17 protein-coding genes are annotated in these 21191 nt (G+C 43.3%); 3 read left to right on the top strand and 14 right to left on the bottom strand.

The genetic code is table 11. The annotated features are described in order from the left end of the window. Nucleotides 1-7: 7 nt before the first annotated feature. From V7D18_RS21850 to V7D18_RS21830, 5 genes are all read right to left on the bottom strand, one after another. Entirely contained in the window at nt 8-862 is an 855-nt protein-coding gene (locus V7D18_RS21850; RefSeq protein ID WP_426157488.1) for a carbohydrate ABC transporter permease, read from the bottom strand. Further along, nucleotides 862-1752, bottom strand: coding sequence for a carbohydrate ABC transporter permease (locus V7D18_RS21845; protein ID WP_426157486.1), 891 nt, complete (start codon nt 1750-1752; stop codon nt 862-864). Before V7D18_RS21845 ends, V7D18_RS21850 begins: the two co-directional genes overlap by 1 nt. Before the next feature lie 91 nt (nt 1753-1843). Further along, a complete protein-coding gene (locus V7D18_RS21840; protein ID WP_426157484.1) occupies nt 1844-3223 on the bottom strand; it encodes an ABC transporter substrate-binding protein in 1380 nt (459 codons plus the stop codon). A 101-nt stretch (nt 3224-3324) separates the two neighbouring features. Next, complete coding sequence (locus tag V7D18_RS21835) at nt 3325-4968, bottom strand: family 43 glycosylhydrolase (RefSeq protein ID WP_426157482.1); 1644 nt, start codon at nt 4966-4968, stop codon at nt 3325-3327. Next, on the bottom strand, nt 4965-7031 hold the full coding sequence (locus tag V7D18_RS21830) for a TIM-barrel domain-containing protein (RefSeq protein ID WP_426157480.1): 2067 nt from the start codon (nt 7029-7031) through the stop codon (nt 4965-4967). The genes V7D18_RS21835 and V7D18_RS21830 overlap by 4 nt, the downstream gene beginning before the upstream one ends. A gap of 132 nt (nt 7032-7163) precedes the next feature. Between V7D18_RS21830 and V7D18_RS21825 the strand changes: the two genes are divergently transcribed. Continuing rightward, nucleotides 7164-7961, top strand: coding sequence for a helix-turn-helix transcriptional regulator (locus tag V7D18_RS21825; protein WP_426157478.1), 798 nt, complete (start codon nt 7164-7166; stop codon nt 7959-7961). Here V7D18_RS21825 and V7D18_RS21820 read toward each other — a convergent pair. The 7 genes from V7D18_RS21820 to V7D18_RS21790 form a co-directional block, all read right to left on the bottom strand. Continuing rightward, nucleotides 7953-9110 (bottom strand): glycoside hydrolase family 88 protein, encoded by a 1158-nt coding sequence (locus V7D18_RS21820; protein ID WP_426157476.1) that lies wholly within the window; start codon nt 9108-9110, stop codon nt 7953-7955. The two genes, V7D18_RS21825 and V7D18_RS21820, sit on opposite strands and share 9 nt — an antisense overlap. Before the next feature lie 201 nt (nt 9111-9311). Beyond that, nucleotides 9312-10241, bottom strand: coding sequence for a bifunctional helix-turn-helix transcriptional regulator/GNAT family N-acetyltransferase (locus V7D18_RS21815; protein WP_426157474.1), 930 nt, complete (start codon nt 10239-10241; stop codon nt 9312-9314). Nucleotides 10242-10323: 82 nt separating this feature from the next. After that, nucleotides 10324-11112 carry an ABC transporter ATP-binding protein gene (locus V7D18_RS21810; protein ID WP_426157472.1) on the bottom strand — a complete coding sequence of 263 codons (789 nt, stop codon included), beginning with the start codon at nt 11110-11112 and terminating at the stop codon, nt 10324-10326. Then, complete coding sequence (locus V7D18_RS21805) at nt 11106-12134, bottom strand: FecCD family ABC transporter permease (protein ID WP_426157471.1); 1029 nt, start codon at nt 12132-12134, stop codon at nt 11106-11108. Before V7D18_RS21805 ends, V7D18_RS21810 begins: the two co-directional genes overlap by 7 nt. Further along, the gene (locus tag V7D18_RS21800) at nt 12097-13053 is read right to left on the bottom strand and encodes an ABC transporter substrate-binding protein (RefSeq protein WP_426157470.1); all 957 of its coding nucleotides are present in this window, start codon (nt 13051-13053) and stop codon (nt 12097-12099) included. The genes V7D18_RS21805 and V7D18_RS21800 overlap by 38 nt, the downstream gene beginning before the upstream one ends. Continuing rightward, nucleotides 13050-14060, bottom strand: coding sequence for a putative heme d1 biosynthesis radical SAM protein NirJ2 (gene nirJ2 / locus V7D18_RS21795; protein WP_426157469.1), 1011 nt, complete (start codon nt 14058-14060; stop codon nt 13050-13052). The genes V7D18_RS21800 and nirJ2 overlap by 4 nt, the downstream gene beginning before the upstream one ends. A gap of 86 nt (nt 14061-14146) precedes the next feature. Beyond that, on the bottom strand, nt 14147-15082 hold the full coding sequence (locus V7D18_RS21790) for a helix-turn-helix transcriptional regulator (RefSeq protein ID WP_426157467.1): 936 nt from the start codon (nt 15080-15082) through the stop codon (nt 14147-14149). 94 nt (nt 15083-15176) lie between these two features. On the opposite strand from V7D18_RS21790, the gene V7D18_RS21785 reads away from it, so the two are divergent. After that, entirely contained in the window at nt 15177-15632 is a 456-nt protein-coding gene (locus V7D18_RS21785) for a pyridoxamine 5'-phosphate oxidase family protein (protein WP_426157466.1), read from the top strand. Nucleotides 15633-15686: 54 nt separating this feature from the next. After that, nucleotides 15687-16280, top strand: a complete 594-nt coding sequence (locus tag V7D18_RS21780) for a DJ-1/PfpI family protein (protein WP_426157464.1) — start codon at nt 15687-15689, stop codon at nt 16278-16280. Between the two features lie 127 nt (nt 16281-16407). Here the strand turns inward: V7D18_RS21780 and V7D18_RS21775 are convergent, their stop codons facing one another. Both V7D18_RS21775 and V7D18_RS21770 read right to left on the bottom strand, forming a co-directional pair. Further along, nucleotides 16408-18672 carry a glycoside hydrolase family 3 C-terminal domain-containing protein gene (locus V7D18_RS21775; RefSeq protein ID WP_426157462.1) on the bottom strand — a complete coding sequence of 755 codons (2265 nt, stop codon included), beginning with the start codon at nt 18670-18672 and terminating at the stop codon, nt 16408-16410. 31 nt (nt 18673-18703) lie between these two features. After that, nucleotides 18704-21187, bottom strand: coding sequence for a beta-mannosidase (locus V7D18_RS21770; protein WP_426157460.1), 2484 nt, complete (start codon nt 21185-21187; stop codon nt 18704-18706). Nucleotides 21188-21191: the final 4 nt, after the last annotated feature.

Below are 21191 nucleotides of genomic sequence, written 5' to 3'. Positions count from 1 at the left end.
AAACCAATCAGCCCTTTGCAGCTCCTGCAGTGATCCCTTTTACAAAGTATTTCTGTAAAAGTATAAATATAATAAGTGCAGGGACAATGGAGCAGACTGTTCCCGCAAAAACAATGTCCCATCTTGCTGAATACTGTCCCACAAAGGAATAAACTTCAACGGTAATCGTCTTCGCCCGGTCTGATGGAAGTGCAAGATAAGGCATCAGAAAATCGTTCCAGATTCCCAGACCGTTTAATACGACCATCGACGCGGTACAGGGACCAAGGAGAGGAAAGGTAACCTGCCAGAAGGTCTGAAAGGGATTGCATCCGTCAATTTCAGCCGCTTCTTCAATCTCTAAGGGAACTCCTTTTAAAAAGCTGCAGTACAGAAGGCTGCCGAATGCAACAGACCCTGATATATAGCAGGTAACAGGGCCTGCCAGGGTCCCGAATATACCGAACAGCTTCATCTCCTTAAAAAGAGGGAACATATAAAGATGAAAGGGTATCATCATCCCTGCAAGAAAATAGGTATAAATGATCTTAGTTACTCTGGTCTGCCTTCGTTCCATTGCATAGGCTGCCAGGGGAACAATACAGACAATTAAAATTTCTGATACAACTGTCAAAAATACACTGTGCTTAATTGCCGTCACAAAATCGGATTGAGCAAAAAGATCCTGAAAGTTTTTTAAATAGATTGAGGTCGGAAGAGACATGGGATTTTTTAAGATTTCCCCGTTGCTCTTAAATGCTGAAATGACCGCAAAGAATACAGGAGCAAGGAAAACCGCGGTTAAAAACACAGTAAGTGCCAGCAGTATAAAAGGAGCCGGTTTAAGCTTTTTTCTGACTGTCAGAATATTTGCTTCTCTCATTACAGCTGCACCTCCCTCTTTTTAAGAATTGACTGCTGAATTCCATTTAAAATCAGAATCAGGAACAACAGTACAATACCCACCGCAGTTCCAAAGCCCTGCCTGCCTTCATTAAAGCCAACTTTATATAGAAGATAAACAATTGTCTCCGTCGTAAAACCAGGACCGCCGTCTGTCATTACAGAGATCTGATCAAATACCTTTAAGCCATTAATAAGGGAAAGAGTAAAATTGATGGTAAATGCCCCGGATATTAATGGAAGGGTAATGGCTCGAAAACGCTGGATCGGGGATGCTCCGTCAATGGAAGCTGCCTCCACCACATCGGTGGGTACACTTTGCAGAGAGGCAAGATAGATAATCATATAATACCCCGCCCCTTTCCACACCAGCACTACACCTACCATGACCAATGCCAGACTGGGACTGCCCAGCCAGTCTTTGGTTAAATGCCCCAGTCCGGTTTCCTTTAATATGGTATTGACCGCTCCGAAATTATAATTATACATAATCTTCCATATAAAACCGGAAACAATACCACTGATTAGCACTGGAATATAAAAGGCACTTCTGAAAAAATTTTTTCCCCATCTGACATGGTCCACAATCAATGCCAGGATAAGTGCCATGGCATTTTCAAGGACTGAAATAAAGGCAGTCAGTATAATAGTATTTTTTAACGCGTTTCCAAAACGGGCACTCGTAAAAATTTCTTTGTAATTAGATATTCCCACAAATGGAACAACGGAGTTTAAACCATCCCATGAAGTAAAACTATAATAAACACTGGCAATGGTCGGTACAATAATAAACAGAGTAAAAAAAATGAATGCAGGAGCAATAAAGCTCACCGTCACAAGATCAATCCCTGATTTTTTATTTTTTTTCATCTTCATTTCATCTCCTTTCCCAAAATCATGTTTTTTATAAAGGGCTGTTCCAAAAACATTTACGTTTTTGAAACAGCCCGATTCATAGTGATTACTTCGAATTTTTTACAGGATTAAAACTCTGCATAGACACCTGCCAGGTTTTATTCAGCTCTTCACATGCAGAAGGAATGTCTCGCTGGCCCTGAATCACTTCGATGGTTGTTTTGTACATAAAATTTCTGAAATCAGGCGGAAGTTCATTATCGCCGATGCGGCCATTCCACATGACACTTAAATCATCCGCTTTACCAGTTGCCTCAATGACTTCCATCATAACAGGATCCGCATCTAAGTCCGGTAACACTTTTGTTGACGGAATCGCATTTAATTTATCACAGTAAACCTTATAATTTTCCGGTTGGAAGAAGAAACGGATAAATTCTTCTGCAGCTGCTTTTTTATTGGGATCCTTTGCTGCCTCTGCAGAAATTGCAAGTCCGCCTGCTCCGCCTCCGCCTACCAGACGGGTCTTCCCATCAGGACTTGGAACCGGAAACCAGCCCACTAAAAAGTTTGGATCAGCGGCCTTAATCTGAGAAAACATATGAGTTCCGGAATACATCATGGCAGACATATTACTTACCAGAAATGTTGTAATCTGTGCGTCCGGAGTAGATACCCAGCCTTCCTGTCCATACTGAAAAATTTTCTTGAGTTCTTCAAATGAGGCAGCAATGGAAGGATCTGAAAAATTCTTAGTACCTTCATAGCAATGCTTAATAAAATCCGGATCCTGGCTTAATACCTGATCATTATATGCTTTATAGAACCAGAAACCGATATGCCAGATATCCTGGCCTCCGATCACAAGAGGGGACATATCTCCCTTATCTTTGATTTTCTGGCAGAGTTCCAGAAACTCTTCATAAGTTGCGGGTTCCGTAAAACCGTTTTCATCAAAATACTTTTTATTATAGATAATTCCCTGGGTATTTTCACCTGCAATTGGGGCTGTATAAGTCTTGCCGTCAAAAGGAACCGTGCTGTTAAACAAAGATACGATATCATCGGGAAGAGGCTCCAGCATCCCGGCACGCACATAGACAGGCGTATCTCTCATCTCCATTACATCCGGAAATTCCCCTACACTTTCTTTTGTCTTTAAAAATTCACTGTACGCGCCTCCGTTTCCGGGTTGAATTTTTACAGTGATATCCGGATAGGCTTTATTAAACCGGTTTACCGTCTCATTCATTGACGCCTTCGCACCCTCATCTCCGTCTGCAAAAATAAATGTCAGCTCAGTTGGTGCCGTTACAATTGATTTCTTCTCTTCTGCAGCCGAAGAAACCGCCTCAGTTACAGCTTCGCTCTGATTGGCCCTGGTATTGGCTTTCGTTGTATCGGAAGCAGCATTTCCGCTGCATCCAGCTAACATAGTCACCACCATACAAGAACTTAGCAGGGATGCAATCAATTTTTTTCTCATAGCTTACTCCTCCTTATTTTCCATTCCTGTTTCTTACACTCCTACTATATCAGGATCAGGCCAATGGAAAAATATGATTTTTTAAGATGTTAGTGAGGTTTTTAAAGATCCTTGCAGATTTTATATTCAAACCAGTCAAAATCTGCGTACTTTCGAAAACCTGTTAAATCCTGACAGCAAATTCCAGCCATGGCTCCCGTAAACCATCCTTCCATACACGCTTCATCCGATAGAATGGAACTGTCAAAAACAGGTCCGATGGCAGACCACCCATCTTCTTTATATCCCCAGTAGAACTGAAGCCTGTCTTTATGAATTTCTGCTTTTAAATAAATAACCTTGTTTTTTTCAACCGGCAAAAATCCAACCGGATACCGGTAATCTTTATTTTCTGCTGTTAAAATACTGATGCATTTTCCCAAATCTTCATCAAAGGTTATATGTAAATAAAAGTAATTTTGATCGTCATACAAAAGAATCAGGCCTGCCATCTGCTTAAATCCGTCAGGTTCAAATTCCAGGGCAGTTGATACTTCAATATCAAACTCAGTCAAACGTCTGGCAATCAGAGTCTGATGATAACGGGAGGCCAATCCCTCCCTTCCATACATGCGCAGGAAACCAGGACGCTCAGTAAGAGTGATATGGGTTTCATCCATTGGAACCCGCAAGGACTGGTACTCTAAATCCAGTACCGGGCTGTTAAACTCATCCCGAACCAGACCTTCCGGATAATTCCATGATACCGCTCCTTCTATTTCCAGTTCTTCATCCGGAAGAATCGTTTTATTGGCCAGAACCAGCCAGTCGTCCTTGGTCCATTCCATTTTTTGAATGGCGGTCTCTCTGCCCAGAGGATATCTTCTGTCTCCCGGAAAACGCAGGGCATCAGGAGCGTTTCGGTTCTTTAATGCCCTGCCGCAAAGATGAACCGCATACCAATCTCCTTGTTCTGTCTCCACCAGATCGCAATGACCGCATTTCTGAAGTGGAAAATCAGGATTATGGCGGGCTGACAGAATCGAATATGCCTCAGTATCAGAGTCTCTTTCTCCATAAGGGCAGTGATACATCTCATAAGGACCCCAGACTGACCGGGACCTTAGTATAGACTGGCCGTGCCCTTCCCCTGTCCCGGTATCCGCACTGAACAGATAATACCAGCCATTGTGTTTCAACAGGTGGGGACCTTCCAGAAATATGGTTTCTGCCTGATAAATTTCTCTTACTTCACCTGACATTTTCTTTTTTATGGGATCATATTCCTGTAAAACAAGCCTGCCCTTATATTTTTTTGGTATCCGGTGATCTGTTACCATACTTACCATATATTTTCTGCCGTCATCATCATGAAACAGGGAGGGATCGAATCCGAAATTGTTTAATGGAACCGGCTCTGACCAGGGTCCGCAGATGTCTTGTGCTGTCACCAGAAAATTGGCAGTATCATACATATTGCAGTAAAACGCAGTTACCACCGTATAAGCCAGATAAAAAATACCTTTGTCACAGGTAAGGCAGGGAGCCCAGATTCCCTGGGAAGGACCCACGCCTCTTAAATCCAGCCTGTCCGGATCAGACAGGGGATAGGGCATCAGTTCCCAGTGGATTAAATCCTTTGAATGGTGAAGGCGTACACCCGGCCACCATTCAAACGTTGAAGTTGCAATATAATAATCATCATTTACCCGGATAATTGAAGGATCCGGGTGAAATCCTCTGAGAATCGGATTCTTCACTTTCATATGATTCCTCCTTCTTGAAATTCATACCGAATACTTCCTTTTCCATTTCGTTTCCATGACAAGCTTCCATTCTCATCGCTCCTGATGATCACATAATTTCTGTCTGGTTCGTCTGTAAATGTCAAAAAATCGCCTTCATAGAGCGTAAATGAAGCCGCACTGGTTCCATAAGTGCGTACATGGATTTTAAATACGGTATCCGCTTTCACGCACTCCACAGGTTCGGCCAGCGGAATTAAAGATCCGGCTTTTACAAAAACCGGAATCTGATCATAATCCGCTTTCCTTTGATATTCCATTCCCCCCTCAAAAATCTCTCCCGAAAAGAAATCATACCATTTCCCTTCTGGCAAATAAACCTTACGGCTGGTTTCATCCTCTAACGTAAGCGGGCATACCATCAGACCTTCACCAAACAGATACTGGTCATCAAGCACCGCTGCACGGGAATCCAATGGATAATCCAGAACAACAGCCCGTACCGGAGGAATCCCTTCTCTCTGGTATAATACAAATGCACTGTACAGATAAGGAAGCAGACTCATTCGCAGGTTTAAATACCTGACACACACCTCCGTATAGAATTCAGAACCCTCCATTTTTTCCCCATTTAAGTTTTTCTCCACATCCACCTGTTTCCATGGAGGACTTGGAATCCGCCAGCAGTTTAAAAGTGCCTGAGCAGAAAACACCACGGTTTCCACTCTCCTTAAAAGGTCCCTGGGATTTTCACAGCTTCGCACCTCCGGAGACCAGAGCATGCCCGAAAATCCGGATGTCACCATTCCTCTGATAAACTCTTTATGATTATAAAGATCTGAGTATAGAACAAATGGAAGAGGGGCACTTAAGGCTCCCGAAGATCTGGTCTGGGAAAGTGTCCGTAAATTCCTTTTCTGAAACAGTTCCAGAATCATAGCCTGATAAAGAAATCCAATTCCATTGTGCATCTGTTCCCCATCCATTCCTGAAGGGAAACAGGTGCCATCGGGAAAAGACCAGTTTGATGGATTATAATCAGAATTATCACATTCATCAAGTTTAAATCCCATGATTCCTTTCTCAATCAGCTCCCGCTCATGGTAGCTGCCGAAAACTTTACGGGTCTGTTCCATGGAAAAATCCGGAACCAGACCATTCCATACCTCGTAATCACCGCTTAATGGCAAAAGCTCCTCATAAATTTCTGCTGCCGGATATACAAAGGCATGTTCCCAGCAGTTTACCTTATATCCAGTATTTTTCAGCTGACTGATCATGACATCAGGATTGGGAAACAACGATGACCAGGAATAGGTACAGGAATAGCTGTGGGACTGCCAGCCCGGTTCCAGTCCCAGTACATCCACAGGTATGTTCTCATTGCGAAGCTCATTGGCTATTTCCAGAATTTTCTCCTGATCACTTCCTCCATAGGCACGGTACCATACCCCAAGCCCCCACAAGGGCGGAAGGCAGCCTCCTCCGGAAAAAAGATTGTAGCGCTGCACAGTCTCCAGAAGATCTCCGGCAAAAATATACAGAGTGATTCCTTTCACATGCGGAATATCAATCCGAATGGTACGTGTTTCTTTTATCCGCTTTAAAGAATAAAGTGCTGATTCTGAAAATTCTTCATGCTTTTGATTTACTTCCGTTTTATTAGCTGAGGCACCCTTAGCAGAGTTCGTCCCCATATAAAAATCTGCATAGCGGAATGTATCGGCAAACAGGCCATACCCGGATGAGGAAATATAAAACGGGGCCGGCGCATGGCTTTCCCCTGTATCTCCAGGCGGATCGGAATTAACCCGTATCTTTCGTTTTCTTCCTGCATGATTCATGCTCTTTAGCTGAAGACCAAAGCCATAGATATCTTCCTCAGTTTCCATGGGGAGCGTTACTGCAGTTCCCCTTTGAGTTATCTGAAAATCAATTTTGCTGCAAATGAATGGCTCCACATTACGGAGCGGGAGATTCTTAAGCGACTCTTTCTTCATTGGAACTGTTTGAAATGATACCGGCGTCTTATCCTCCGGTTCTCCCAGTACCAGTTTCCAGATTCCGTTTGCAATCTGTTCCATCCTTTTTTACGTGGCCGCATAAAACATCCCAGCCACATACTCCTTTCTTCTTTTGATCAATTTTTTGTTCCTGCTTCCAACCCCTGAAAAAAGGGAGTATAATAAAATTATTTCATACAAAGGAGCCTGTACATGATTTCTATTCTGAATTGCGGTTATGAATCCAGACACCAAAAACCTTTTGACATGCTGCGTCCGGAAGGATCTTCCGATTATACCCTGCTGGTGATTAAATCCAGTGCTTTCTTTGAATACAGTCAGACTTACACGGACATTTCTGCTAATACGGTTATACTTTATGACAAGAACTCCTATGTTCATTACGGCTGCCATTCTTCGGATTATAATGATGACTGGATCCATTTTGATGTTGAAGAAAAAGACCTCCCATTTTTACATGAATTGAATATCCCTTTACAGACCCCCATCCATCTTTCTGATGCAGGACAGCTGTCAGACTACAGCCGGCTTATCGTCATGGAGAAGCACTCCTCTCATACTTATAAAAATCAGATCCTTGATACACTTATGAGATCGCTGCTTTGCACACTTGCTTCCCAGATCCTGGAAAATCCAGACAAAGCAGCATCACATAAGTATTTCGGTTTGATGAACGATCTCCGCGTATCCATTTTAAATGCCCCCCATAGAAAGTGGACCGTTGAAACCATGGCACAATCAGTTCATATGAGTCCATCTTACTTTCAGCATCTTTATAAAGAGCTTTTCCAAACTACATGTATGCAGGATGTTATTTCTGCCCGTTTAAAAAATGCATGCTTTTATCTTCGCACAACAGAAATGTCCATTCAGTCGCTGGCTGGATTCTGCGGATATGACAATGAATTTCATTTCATGCGGCAGTTTAAAAAATACAAAAGCATGACTCCCAGCCAGTACCGCTCACATTACAGAAATACATCACCATAGGAAAAAGTCCTGATCTTCCAGTTTTAATAAAGCTTCTATAAAGAAATAATCACCATAAATAATCGGAAATTCATGATTTTCATTATGATAGGCGCCGGTGCATTTTTGAAGAATGCAGTCATTTTTCCTGGAGAAATCACAATGATTTTCATACAATGCAAATAACAGCTTCCTGGCAGCCTTTAAGTACATTTCCTTCTCCGCCTCTCCCATCTGCCTGGCAATTTCTATCAAACCGCAGGCCGCAATCGCCGCTGCTGTATCATCACACCATGCCGGTTTTTCTGGCTGGCGAAAATCCACCGGCACAATTGCGTCATCAGGAACAGCCGCCATAAAATAATGAGCAATCCTTTTTGCTGTATCCAGATACTCCGGTTTCCCAGTGTGCCGGTAACTCATGAGAAAACCATATAGCCCCCAGGCCTGACCTCTGGTCCAGGAAGAGCCTGCCTCATAGCCCTGTCCGCCATAATCCCTGATCCGCTCTCCGGTAAAAGGATCAAATTCCACAATATGACAAACGGACCCGTCAGGCCTTATAAAATGCCGCATAACCGTATCCGCATGAAGCATAGCAATCTGTTTAAATCTTGGATCATCCGTCTCTTCACTTGCCCAGTAAAGAAGCGGTATGTTAAAAAGGCAGTCAATAATCGCCCAGCCTCTTGTATCATCCCTGCTTCCGGGTATATCATTCCAGGCCCGGATAAAGCGGCCCGCAGGATTAAACCTTCCTGCCAGCAGATTTGCCGCATGAAGCCCTCTTTTTCTGGAATCCGGATTACCCGTCAGGCGATAATCCGCCACTGCAGTAGGAAGATACATAAAGCCAACGTCATGATGGAGTCCATAATAATCTTCAAAGCACTGATCCAGTTTTTCCTCGGAAATGCGGGCGATTTCCATATACCGTCCTTCCCCTGTTTTATGGTACATCTGCCACATCATCCCACCCCAGAACCCATTACACCACCAATTAATTCCATCATCATCTGCATAATCATCTCTTTGGCTCCGATCGTCATGCACACCGTTTATGGTTGTATAGGGAATTTTATTTTTTGACTTCTCACTGACCCACTCCATTTTCTCCATAACCTGGATGATTGCCTGGCTGATCCATAAACTTTCCTGTTCTTTCATCATTCCTTTCACTTCCCTTTCTAATTATTCAGTTAGACAGATTTTAGATTTTCTGCTTTCATAACCTGACTAATTTATACTTTAAAAGAACTATATATTTCAATATCTGTTTCAGTTGAATACTGACTTATCCTGCTTTTTTCTATCTGTTTAATCAGAAAAAAGAGCTGCAGAAAACATCCTGTTTTCTGTAGCTCTGCTTTATTAAATATCCATTTCATATTCCAGCCCAATTAAATCGTCTCTCCATGCGCGGTTCTCTTTTTGGGCTGTCTTTACAAACCCCGCCTTCGTATAAATCCCAATTGCCCTTGTTAAATCATTGGTGGTCTCTAAGTATACCTTTTTAAAGCCTTTCTCCCTGGCAAAAGACATGGCCTGTTCAAAAAGATCTTTTCCAAGTCCAATTCCCCGGTAGTTGGGATGCAGCAGAAACCACCGCAGCTGTGCCCTCTCTCCATGACCGACAATACCGATACAGCCCACGATCTCTCCCTCATGCTCTGCGCACCAGAGTCTGTCTTTCTCCGGATTATACTCAATCAGGAACTGATAAAAGGATTCTGCCACATATCCCTCAAATGCCACTGAATAATCATATTCTTTTTTATAAATCCAGCCATGTAAATAGGTGAGATAGCCTGCATCTCCAGGTCTTACATCGTCACGTATGATAATATCACCCCGTCTGATATTTTTCCCTTTGGTCAATATGGTTTCAATGGAAGTCATGTTCCTGGCCAGCATCTTAATCTCCTCCTCAGGGAGAGCCTCCACCAGCTTTTCAATCTGATGGTCGGAACGGTCATTAAACTGGTCCTGTTTTTCCTTCCCTAATGGCGTGACAGTAAGGTATTGAGAGCGTTTATCTTCTACAGACTGTTTTTTCTCAATCAATCCGGATTTTTGAAACTTTTTTAATATCCGGCTTAAGTACCCCACATCCATGGAAAGAGTGTCTGCCAGCATACTGGCGGTACATTGTTCCGTTTTTTCTATTTCGTGCAGGATCCGCACTTCGGAAAGAGAATACGGACTGTCAAGAAAATGCTGGTTAAGCAATCCGAGAACATTTGTGTAATATCGGTTAAAACTACGGATAATTCCTACATATTTCTTCAAGTAACTCTGCATGGCTTTGCCTCCTGCTGTAAAATGATAATTATATCTTACCATATTAGTTGCTTTTGTCAAGTATTATATTTGCTTTTATCAACTAAATAATTGTATCAGTATCTGTAGATTGGGCAAAGCAGTAATACGAATTCCGGTTGTCTGTAAAACTGCGGACTTCCACACCGAAAAGGGTTCTGATGCTTTCCAGAATACGGTTATCACCTGTCGTATGGATGTTAAAAATGCTGCCATGATTCATAAGAACAAGGGAGTCCGAATATTGAAGAGCCAGATTTAAATCATGAAGTACCATCACCACAGTTTTTTTCTGCTTTTTATTCAGGTTCCGAATCAGTTCCATCATTTCGTAGGTTACATGAATATCCAGATAGGTAGTCGGTTCATCAAGTAGAATCAGAGGAGTATCCTGATTGTAAATCATTGCAAGAAATACTCTCTGCCGCTCGCCGCCCGAAAGCTCATCCATGTGTTTACACCGTAACTCTTTGCATCCAGTCAGCTCCATGGCATATTCGCTCATCTCTTCCTCCGCTTTTGTGTATCCGGTAAAAAAAGACCGGTAGGGATATCTTGCAGCCGTCACTGCATGTAAAGCGCTCATATCCGGAATCTGGCTGTTCTGAAAGAGCATGGATACTTCTCTCGCCACCGCTCTCTTACTCAAATGAGAGAGATTTTTTTCACTAATAAGGATTTTGCCAGTCTGAGGCCTCAGCAGACGGGATGCCAGCTTTAAGACCGTGCTCTTTCCGCATCCGTTTGGTCCGGCAATAGTGGTTATCTTCCCCACCTGTATATCTAAATCCAGATTTGCGATAATTGGTCTGTTTTTATGATAGGAATAGGAAACCCCCTCCATTTTCAGCATTCCATATCCCTCCTGTTTCTGTTTTTCAGGATCAGATAGAGAAAAAACGGACAGCCCATGAATGACAGAATGATTCCTACCGGAAGTTCATATGGAACAAATAAAGTTCGTGCAAGAAGATCACACAATATAACAAACATTCCTCCAAGAAGCGCACTGCCGGGCAATACGAAACGGTTATCCGTACCAATTAAAAGTTTCACTCCATGAGGAATTATAAGACCGACAAAACCAATAAGACCAGCAAAGCTGACTGCTGCACCGGCCAAAGCTGCTGCGATGGCAATAACCAGAAATCTTATAACAGGCACGTTCATTCCTAAAGCACCGGCACGCTCTGCACCAAGTCCCAGATGATTTAGTCCTTTTGCGCAGCAGAAGGAAAGCAAAATTCCTCCCAGTATGCCAAAAGAAGGATAAATCAGCATAGAAGTGGTTACCCCGGAAAGAGTTCCTGCCAGAAAGTTTCCGGCTCCTACATAAGCATCCGGAAATAAAATCAGTACCGCATTCATTCCCGCTGTAAACAGGCTGTTGATTACAAAACCTGTCAGCACCAGCAATAACTGAGACATCCGGCTGGTCATTGCAATCAGCAGAATCAGAACCGCGGCTAACAACGCGCCTAAAAATGCAGCAAAGGGGACAAGGTCGCGGGCACCTGGGAAAAGAATGGAACAGATCAGTACAAACAGCCCCGCCCCTGCATTGACGCCGACAATATTGGGACTCGCCAGCGGATTATGAAACACAGTCTGAAGAATTGATCCGGAAACGGCAAGACCGCTTCCTGCAAGCAGCGCTCCCAGAACCCTGGGAAGGCGAACAGTCATAAAAATACGGTAAACCGGGTCCTGTGTACTGCCAGAGAACAAAACCTCAAGCAGCACAGACGGAGGAATAAAACTGGCACCGGAAAATAGTCCCAGTAAAACAGAAACAGTAAGAAATACAAACGAAATCATCAGAAGCAGCCAGCCCTTTTTATCTGATGCCGCTAAGAATTTCAGAAAGGTAAACATAGCTCTCCCCCCATTTCTCATTGGGCTTATATAAAAATTTCTCTTTGGGAAGAAGGATATAATGCTGACTCTGAACCGCTTTCAAACCATTCCATGCCGGATTCATCTCTATGCTTTCTTTTAAGTTTTTATTTGCCTGGGCCTCGTCATTGCCCATGGGAACAACAAAGATATAATCCGGATCTTCTTTTATTATGGCTTCCATGGTAAATTCTTTTAACAGGCTCTTGTTTTCATCTGCCAGATTGGTACAGCCTAAGTCCCTCAGCATTCTTCCTGTCATACACTCAGAATTCTTTGCCACAACACCGCCGGAATAAGTGATAAGAAAAAGAACTCTTGGAGAACTTTCTGATCTGTTCTTTTTTATAACAGCTTCAATCTGCTGCTTTATATCCAGTCCATTTTTCTTATATAAATCCTCTCTGCCAGTCATATCCGTACAGATCCGCAGCATGGAAAGATAGTCCTCGAAGTAAGTTACATGAAAATAGGCTGCTGTAATTCCTGCCTGTTTTAACGCTTCCTTTAGAGCTGTGTGCTCTTTTGTCTCAGACGACAGAATGACAAGATCGGGATTGAGACCAATGATTGTCTCCAGATTAGGGCTGTTGTACATTCCAACAGAGACTACGTTCTCAGGAAGTACAAGACCTCTTTCATCAAATGCATCTTCTGTAACTCCGCAAAGCTCTCCCCCTGCTTTTTGCCAGGTATCCGCAAAGCTTCCCATGAGTGCAACAACACGCTGCGGATTCTTTACCCGGATCTCCTGTCCCAGAGCATCGGTAAATTGATAATACCCGGTCTGGCTCTCTGTCTTATTCTCAGCAACAGCCGCAGTCTGGCCTCTGCACCCGGATAAGAAGAAAGTGACCGTCATAATTAATACCGCTATTTTCAACAAATGGAAGTTCATTTTGCAGGAAGCCCCTCCTTCCACTTCTTTCCAAAAGCACAGTAACTGTCCTCCGCCATATAATCACCGTCGTGGTAATATCCTGCTCTTGCCCGGCAGCCACCGCACTCTTCCTTGTAAACACACTCACTACAGGTACCTTTATACTCTCTGCTCCTCAGCTTTTCAAACACACTGCTTCCGAACCAGATTCTATTAAATGGTTCCTCCCGGACATTTCCCGCAATTTCTGTCATATATGCACAAGGTCTGACCAATCCCTCCGGAGTTATTACACAGTAAGACAGACCGGCAAGGCAGCCTTTTTTAAAACGGCTCTTGATCCCCAGCTCCTTTGCCACACGGACAAACTGGGGAGCACAGGTGGGTTTTATATCAATAGGGACCTTTTTCTGCTTCTCCATAATGGTTTTTAATAGATCCTCATATTCCATGACCTGTAATGATGTGTCTTCCAGAAATTTTCCTCTCCCCACAGGGATTAGAAAAAATATGTAATTTGCCATAGCCCCGGCATTTACGCTGAAATCAATAATATCGTTTACTTCAGCCTGATTCCAGTCCAGAACTGTGGTATGGATCTGGAACGGCAGTCCTGCTTTCTTACAGTTTTCAATGCCCTCCATGGTTAACCGGAATGCGTCCAGGCAGCCTCTGAAATCATTATGCTTTTCTTCATTTAAACTGTCCACACTGATTCCCATGGCTGCTGCACCGCAGGCTTTTAACTTTCTGGCTGTTTCCTCTGTCAAAAGTGTCCCATTGGTTCCAAAGACTGGCCTTAATCCGGCTTTTGCCGCATGGGATACCAAATGATAAATATCCGGACGCATCAGTGGCTCTCCTCCACTGAAAATCATGATTTTAAATCCTGCCTCTGCGATTTCTCCGATCATCTTTTCCGCTTCTAAAGTTGTCAGTTCTTCCGCCTTTCTGCTTCCGGCATCCTGGTAACAATGCCTGCATTTTAAATTACACTCATTGGTTGTCAGCCACGATACAATCATGGATGCACTCCTTTCGTTCTACGTGCCTTTTGCAGTTTCAAAAAAGTACATCCTATCTATATGCAGAAAAACTTATGCATAGAAGCTTACAAAGATTGATAAAACCCACAGATTTCTGAAGAAAGCTGTCTCATCTTTTCCCGCATTTCCCCCGGCTCCAGGCATATGCATCTGGTTCCCATGCTGAGCAGATAGCCACAGGCCAGATCATCCACAGGCATATGTACTTCGGCTATATAATGATCCGGACCTTCCGGTGTCAGACAGTCTTCACCAAAACGAGCTATGATTAAATCTCTTACTCCTTCCTGAATTTTAAGCTTTACCCTGACTGCAGAGTTTTCATTAAACTGAATATGATCCAACCGTTCTATCGGAAACTCGCGGATTTCGAATCTCTGAACCGATATTGTAAGATTGCTCATTCTCAGCAGCTTAAAGGTGCGAAAGTCCCTGCGTGACAGACAGTATCCCTGTAAATACCACGCTTCTCCCTTCCATAAAAGACGATAGGGCTCTACTTCTCTGCTGCTTTTTTCATTTCTGACATTTTTATAGTCGAATGTGAGGATTCTTTGCTGGTCTAACGCTTCCTGTATTATTTCTACTGAATGAAATAGATTTCCTGCATTGAGCCAGGGTAAAGCATCTATTTTCATTTGATTTGCCCGATATTCCCATTCCTTATGCTGCTCTTTTGGAATCATCCCTTTTACTTTTGCAAGAGCCGCTATTGTCCTTTCACCCGGCAGATTATTTTTAATACTGGTTAATCCCATTAGAAGAGCTGTAATATCGTTTGCAGAGAATATCCGTTTTTCTACTTTAAATTCCTTCATGATTTCAATGCCGCCGCCCGGTCCTGAGGTGGCGAAGACCGGAATTCCCGCCTGATTAATCACATCTAAATCCCTGTATATTGTCCGCATGGATACCTCAAACATCTCTGCCAAAGATTTTGCAGTTACTTTCTCCCGCTCTAAGAGAATCATAATGATTGCAATAAGCCTGTCTATTTTCATCCGATCACTTCCGTTTTTTAGATCAGCTTAAATCATTGACATACAGATGTCAACAATTGAATGTTATACTTTAGAAAAAAAGGAGTGATCTAACATGGAAAAAATAATGAAAAAAGCACTGGAAGGTTTAGAGAAAGAAATCGGACAGGATAAAATTATGGTTCTGGCAACGAGAAATAACGAAGGTGTCTCTGCCCGAACCGTTAATGTTTTCACTTATGAAGGATGCTTTTACTTTGTAACAGAAGCTGATTCCAACAAATATGAGCAGATAAGCAAAAACAGCTCTGTCGCCCTGAGTATTGATGCCATTCAGATCAGAGGCAACGGGACATTGCTTTCACACCCCTGCAGTAATTCTGCCAAACAGATTACAGGTTATATTGAATACGGGCTGCCCCATCATTTTGACCGTTATAAAAATGATCCGGCTATGAGGCTGATTAAAATCACCCCTGATCATGCCAGTTTTTTATCTATGGAGACTGGGAACGGTTATGTGATCAATTATAAAGAACAAACAGCGATGCCCATTGAGCACCAGATGTAATAAGATTCGTTTACCTCGTTAAGTCTGGGAGCAATAAAAGAACAGGAGAATATTATGAAAAAGAATATATTATTTGTAATTTTAGAAAAATTTGCGGATTGGGAAGCTGCTTACTTATCTTCAGCAATCAGAACATTTAGAACGGATCAATACGCTGTCAAGACAGTATCTTTAGAAAAGAAGGCAGTGGAATCAATTGGCGGATTCCGGGTTATCCCCGATTATGATATACATGATATGCCAAGAGATTATGAGGCTCTCATTCTCATCGGCGGAACCTCCTGGAGGGATGATTTGGCTCAGCAGATCCGGCCGCTGGCAGAAAGGTGTTATCATGATGGCAGAATTTTAGCTGCTATTTGCGATGCTTCCGCATTCCTGGGCACAATTGGTCTATTAAATAACGTCAGACATACCAGCAATGACTGCGAGAATTTAAAGCAGTGGGCTAAAAATGCTTATACAGGAGAAAAAAATTATATCGTGGAGCCGGCAGTAAGGGATGAAAGAATCATTACTGCGAACGGAGCTGCATCTTTAGAATTTGCACGAGAGGTTCTTATGGCCTTAAATATCGCATCCGAGCATGAGATTCTTAATTGGTATAAATTTCATAAATATGGCTTTTATGAAGGAAACAAAAATTAAGTATACCCTTCTTCAAAACCCACTATTTAAATATATAGGTTTCAACGTGGAGGTGAGAACGTATTCTTACAAAGAAAAAAAGCAAGCGCTGATTGTTCACTCAGAACAATCAACGCTCATGTCTCTATTACTTATCATTAATCCGGTCCACCAATTCCTGCAGTTCTTTTATAGAACTGACATCAGGAGCAAAGCTTAAGATCTGGCGGAGAGGCATATATCGGAACATGGCATCGTCCATCTGCTGTGTAATTGCAGATTTTGCGGCATCTCCGTCAGAATTTCCTATTGCACTTCCATTTTTATAGCGTTCAATCAGAGGTTTGATTATCTCTGCAGCATCCCGATCTGACAAAATATCCCCTATAGTGCTGTTTAAATGGTAAACTACCGGTTCCTTCACCTTAGATTCTACCTTCACGCTTATTTTTTGGCGAAGATCTCTGGAAGAGGAGCCTGCATGTATCAGATATGTCCCCGGTTCTGCAAACCAGTCTTTCAATCCAACATGATAGTAGGAAAAAGCACGTTTACCAAGAGTAAAGGCAACTGTCTTTGTTTCTCCCTGCTCCAATTCAATCTTTGCAAATTCACGCAGCTCTCTCACAGGGCGGATCACCTGACTTTCCAGCGCTTCCACGTAAATCTGCACCACCTCTTTGCCCTTTACTTTACCGGTGTTGGTTACATCAAGTGAAATGGTCACAGTAGCATCATCTTTCACAGATGATTTATCTGCCTTCATATTGCTGTATTCAAAAGTCGTATAACTTAATCCATGGCCAAACGGGAACAGCACTTCCATATTCTTTTTATCGTAATACCGGTATCCTACAAATACTCCTTCCCGGTATTCTGATCGATCTTTCTCTCCCCCGTAATAAAGATAGGACGGATTATCCTCCAGCTTACGAGGAAACGATTCAGCCAGTTTTCCGCTTGGATTTACATGACCGTACAAAATGTCAACAACTGCACCGCCAACCGCCTGACCGCCTAAATACGCTTCCAATACTCCTTTTACCTTGTCAATCCAGGGCATCTCCACTGGAGAACCATTGTGAAGCACCACCACTGTATTGGGCTGAACTGCTGCCACTGCCTCGATTAGGGCATTCTGGCATTCCGGTATACTCATATGGGTTCTGTCATAGCCTTCCGATTCAAAGGAATCGGGAAGTCCGGCAAAAATTACGGCTGTTTTCACTTTCTTTGCTGCTTCTACAGCTTCCTCCAACATGGCTTTGTTGACCTGATCTGCATCAATCTCATATCCCTGGGCATAAATTACCCCCTTATCTTTGGCTGCCCCCACAGCAGACTCCACTCTTGTAGAGTTAATGTGAGAGCTGCCTCCTCCCTGATATCTTGGATGAGCAGCAAAATAGCCGATAAATGCCACCTCATCGGAATCAGAAATTGGAAGGATTCCTTCATTTTTCAAGAGAACTGCGCACTCTCCCTCCATCTTTCTCGCAAGTTCGTGATGGACTTCCTTATCCCACATTGTTTCTGGCTTCCGGTTCTTTAAAAAGCGGTCTGTAATAGTCAGAATTCTGGTGACTGCCTGGTCAAGAACTTCTTCTTTCAGCCGTCCAGCTCTCACTGCCTCTATCAAAAGTGTATCATTGATTCCGCCTGATGAGGGCATCTCTAAATCAAGTCCTGCCTCGACTCCTGCCACGCGGTCATTGACAGCTCCCCAGTCACTCATAACATAGCCGTCAAAGCCCCATTCATCTCTCAAGATATCCGTCAGATAGCGTTTATTTTCCGATGCGTAAGTTCCGTTTATTTTATTATAAGAACACATCACCGTCCAGGGCTTTGCAGATTTCACAGCTCCTTCAAAGGCAGCCAGGTATATCTCCCGCAGTGTTCTTTCATCTATGACAGAATCAGAGGTCATACGCCTGTGCTCCTGGTTATTGGCAAGAAAATGTTTTAAACTGGTTCCCACCTGTTTACTCTGGACTCCTTTTATATGGCTTCCTGCCATTTCGCCAGCAAGGTATGGATCCTCTGAAAAATATTCAAAATTTCTGCCGCACAAAGGCGAACGCTTGATGTTTACAGCCGGTCCCAGAATGACACTGATATTCTCCGCCTGACACTCTTCACCCAAAGCCTTACCAAGACTTATGAGCAGTTCCCGGTCAAAGGAGGAGGCAGTTGCACATGCGGTAGGAAAGCAGACTGCTTTTATACTGTCATTAACTCCAAGGTGATCACTTTTCTCGTCCTGCTTTCTTAATCCGTGAGGGCCGTCACTCACCATAGAGGCAGGAATATTCAGGCGTTCCACTGTCTTTGTATGCCAGAAATCTGCTCCCGAACACAATCCTGCCTTCTCCTCCAATGTCAGCTCCCCAATTATCTTTTCAATCTCCATTTTTATCTACCCCTTCTATTCTGATTAATTGTTATCGGATGTTATAAACGCTTCTCACAGTAAGCTCCTCCGGAACTCCCTTTATAATCCTGACTCTTCTTTCACCGGGATTCATATCAAAGAAATTATCGCTAAGCAGCAGATCATCCTGCTTGTTCCGGATCTCTACAGAACGGGCATAAGCCTTTGCTGTTACAATCAGGAAATCTCCGTCTGAACGAACAGTCAGCTGCGGATCAATAAAACAGTAGTGTTTTGGGGGACAGAATAAAACAGTTCCCTGGGACAGGATTTCCCTCTCCTGTTCCAGCTTAAAACTCACATAATCCTCATAGAGGTCTGCTTCCTGCAGTGAAACCTTTTCAAACCACAGGGAAGAAAGCTTTGGCATCATGCATTCCTCCTGGCCGCTTTTTACTATTTCCCCGGTATTCTTTCTCAGCTCCCATATGGCTGTCACCCTTTCATCCTTCCTGGTCTCGTTGGCCGCGCAAAGGCGTATGGACTTCATCACCTCATAAGGCTGGGCATTGGGGTTGGTATCCTGGGTTAGAATCCCCTCTTCCTCACAGGAAATCATGAGAGGTGCAAAAAATCGCTTTTCATAGTAATGAAGCGCTTTCCACCTTCCACAGTAATCGATGGAAGACCATGATGCAACCGGCCAGCAGTCATTAAGCTGCCATACAATCGCTCCCATACAGCGTCCACGGTTTCTTCTAAAGTGCTCCACCCCATAACGGATTGCCTCTGCCTGCAGAAGCTGGGAAGCATAAAGAAGCGTGTCGAAATCCCCCGGATAAAGAAAGGTCTGCTCCATGTAATTCATGATTTTTCCATTTGCCGAGGAATTGCGCTGATGCTTTTCCATAACATAGGAAAAAATATTTCTGTCTTCTTTTTCCGTAAATGTCTCCACTGTCTTTAAAGAAGGAAATGACTGAAAACCAAACTCTGAAACATACCGGAAATAGAATTTACGATACTCCGTGATTGGTTTATTCCCATGCCACACATCCCAATAATGGACATCTCCACGGTTTTCATCATTGGGATTATCAAAGCTGCCTCCGGAAGAGGGACTGGCCGGCCAGTAAAAAGTCTGTGGATCCTCTTCCTTTAAGATCTTTGGTATTATATATTCATATAGCTTAATATAATCGGCTTTCTGCCTGGGAGTACACCCCCAGATCTCAGTATCCGTAAACATCTCCATCTCATTATTGCCGCACCAGAGACCGAGACTGGGGTGACTGCGGATTCTTCTGATATTATCAATTAACTCCCTGCGGACATTCTCCTCAAATTCTTCCGTCAAATCATAATGCGCACAGGCAAACATGAAATCCTGCCACACCACCAGCCCAAGCTCATCGCAGATATCCCAAAATGCATCAAAGGGATAATGACCGCCTCCCCAGACCCGGATTACATTAAAATTAGCTTCTCTGCACTGGTTTAACAACTCTCTTGTTCTTTTTTCGCTGCATCTGCCTAAAATACAGTCCTCAGGAATATAATCGGCCCCCATTGCAAAAAAGCTGATTCCATTGACTTCATGTGCAAAGGATTCACCGAACTTATCCCTTGTTCTCCGTACCGTAAGCGTACGAAGACCTATCTTCTTTTCCCAGGAATCAACCTCCTCATTATCTTTCAAAAGCTGAACCATTACGGAATAGAGGTTTTGCTCCCCATATCCATTGGGCCACCAGAGTCTGGGGTTTTCAATGAGAATCTCTTCTATCATTCCATCAAAGGTACGTACTGTCCGGCTCTCATCTGTCAGGTCTGTAACCGATACGTACAGAGTATAGCCATCTTTCACAAACTCCCTGGCATGCTCCCTCCAGTCAATCAGGCTGTTATCACTGATTCGGTCCACCACAACCTTAAAATCCAGATAAACACCTTCCTGTTCATGGCGCTGCATAACAGAAACGCTGTTAAAACGGGCACCGGTTACGCCGGTCAAAATAATCTCTCTCCAGATACCGGCATCAGGAAGTCTGGGACCCCAGTCCCAGCCAAACATGCAATGTGCCTTTCTCAGCTTCGAAAACCCCCGCATGGCATCTTCGGATCCACCAATTTTTTCCTTTTGATATTCTTCCTCTATGTATCTGGTGGGAGAATGAAACATGATCCGAAGCTCATTCCCTGTCCGTTTAATCACATCGGTTACTTCAAACTCCCATTCCCGGTGCATGTTATTTACACTGCCAAGTCCGGTACCATTTAAATATACATCAGCCAGAGTGTCAAGCCCGTTAAAGTGAAGATAGATTTTTTCCTGCTCCAGGATCGCCTCATCCGCATCAAAGACGCCCATATATTCGAAATCTTCCTTCATCAGTTCCAGCGCCTTTAACTCATTGGCCCGCCAGTAAGGATCTTCCATCACCCCATTTGCCAGAAGATCTCCATAAACGCTGCCCGGCACTGCTGCCGGATACCATGCTTCTTCGGATGCAATGCGCATTACAAATGTTTTGTCTATTATCCTTTTTCTCATCCAT

This window comes from Lacrimispora sp. 38-1, from assembly GCF_049890855.1.
GTDB lineage: Bacteria > Bacillota > Clostridia > Lachnospirales > Lachnospiraceae > Lacrimispora.
The sequence above is the reverse complement of the archived record's forward strand: the minus strand, read 5'-3'. Positions and strand labels throughout refer to the sequence as shown.

Excerpts from the sequence above, each read along its gene's own strand:
- V7D18_RS21850 (WP_426157488.1), bottom strand. The coding sequence starts at position 862 with ATGAGAGAAGCAAATATTCTGACAGTCAGAAAAAAGCTTAAACCGGCT.
- V7D18_RS21845 (WP_426157486.1), bottom strand. The coding sequence starts at position 1,752 with ATGAAAAAAAATAAAAAATCAGGGATTGATCTTGTGACGGTGAGCTTT.
- V7D18_RS21840 (WP_426157484.1), bottom strand. The coding sequence starts at position 3,223 with ATGAGAAAAAAATTGATTGCATCCCTGCTAAGTTCTTGTATGGTGGTG.
- V7D18_RS21835 (WP_426157482.1), bottom strand. The coding sequence starts at position 4,968 with ATGAAAGTGAAGAATCCGATTCTCAGAGGATTTCACCCGGATCCTTCA.
- V7D18_RS21830 (WP_426157480.1), bottom strand. The coding sequence starts at position 7,031 with ATGGAACAGATTGCAAACGGAATCTGGAAACTGGTACTGGGAGAACCG.
- V7D18_RS21825 (WP_426157478.1), top strand. The coding sequence starts at position 7,164 with ATGATTTCTATTCTGAATTGCGGTTATGAATCCAGACACCAAAAACCT.
- V7D18_RS21820 (WP_426157476.1), bottom strand. The coding sequence starts at position 9,110 with ATGATGAAAGAACAGGAAAGTTTATGGATCAGCCAGGCAATCATCCAG.
- V7D18_RS21815 (WP_426157474.1), bottom strand. The coding sequence starts at position 10,241 with ATGCAGAGTTACTTGAAGAAATATGTAGGAATTATCCGTAGTTTTAAC.
- V7D18_RS21810 (WP_426157472.1), bottom strand. The coding sequence starts at position 11,112 with ATGCTGAAAATGGAGGGGGTTTCCTATTCCTATCATAAAAACAGACCA.
- V7D18_RS21805 (WP_426157471.1), bottom strand. The coding sequence starts at position 12,134 with ATGTTTACCTTTCTGAAATTCTTAGCGGCATCAGATAAAAAGGGCTGG.
- V7D18_RS21800 (WP_426157470.1), bottom strand. The coding sequence starts at position 13,053 with ATGAACTTCCATTTGTTGAAAATAGCGGTATTAATTATGACGGTCACT.
- nirJ2 (WP_426157469.1), bottom strand. The coding sequence starts at position 14,060 with ATGATTGTATCGTGGCTGACAACCAATGAGTGTAATTTAAAATGCAGG.
- V7D18_RS21790 (WP_426157467.1), bottom strand. The coding sequence starts at position 15,082 with ATGAAAATAGACAGGCTTATTGCAATCATTATGATTCTCTTAGAGCGG.
- V7D18_RS21785 (WP_426157466.1), top strand. The coding sequence starts at position 15,177 with ATGGAAAAAATAATGAAAAAAGCACTGGAAGGTTTAGAGAAAGAAATC.
- V7D18_RS21780 (WP_426157464.1), top strand. The coding sequence starts at position 15,687 with ATGAAAAAGAATATATTATTTGTAATTTTAGAAAAATTTGCGGATTGG.
- V7D18_RS21775 (WP_426157462.1), bottom strand. The coding sequence starts at position 18,672 with ATGGAGATTGAAAAGATAATTGGGGAGCTGACATTGGAGGAGAAGGCA.
- V7D18_RS21770 (WP_426157460.1), bottom strand. The coding sequence starts at position 21,187 with ATGAGAAAAAGGATAATAGACAAAACATTTGTAATGCGCATTGCATCC.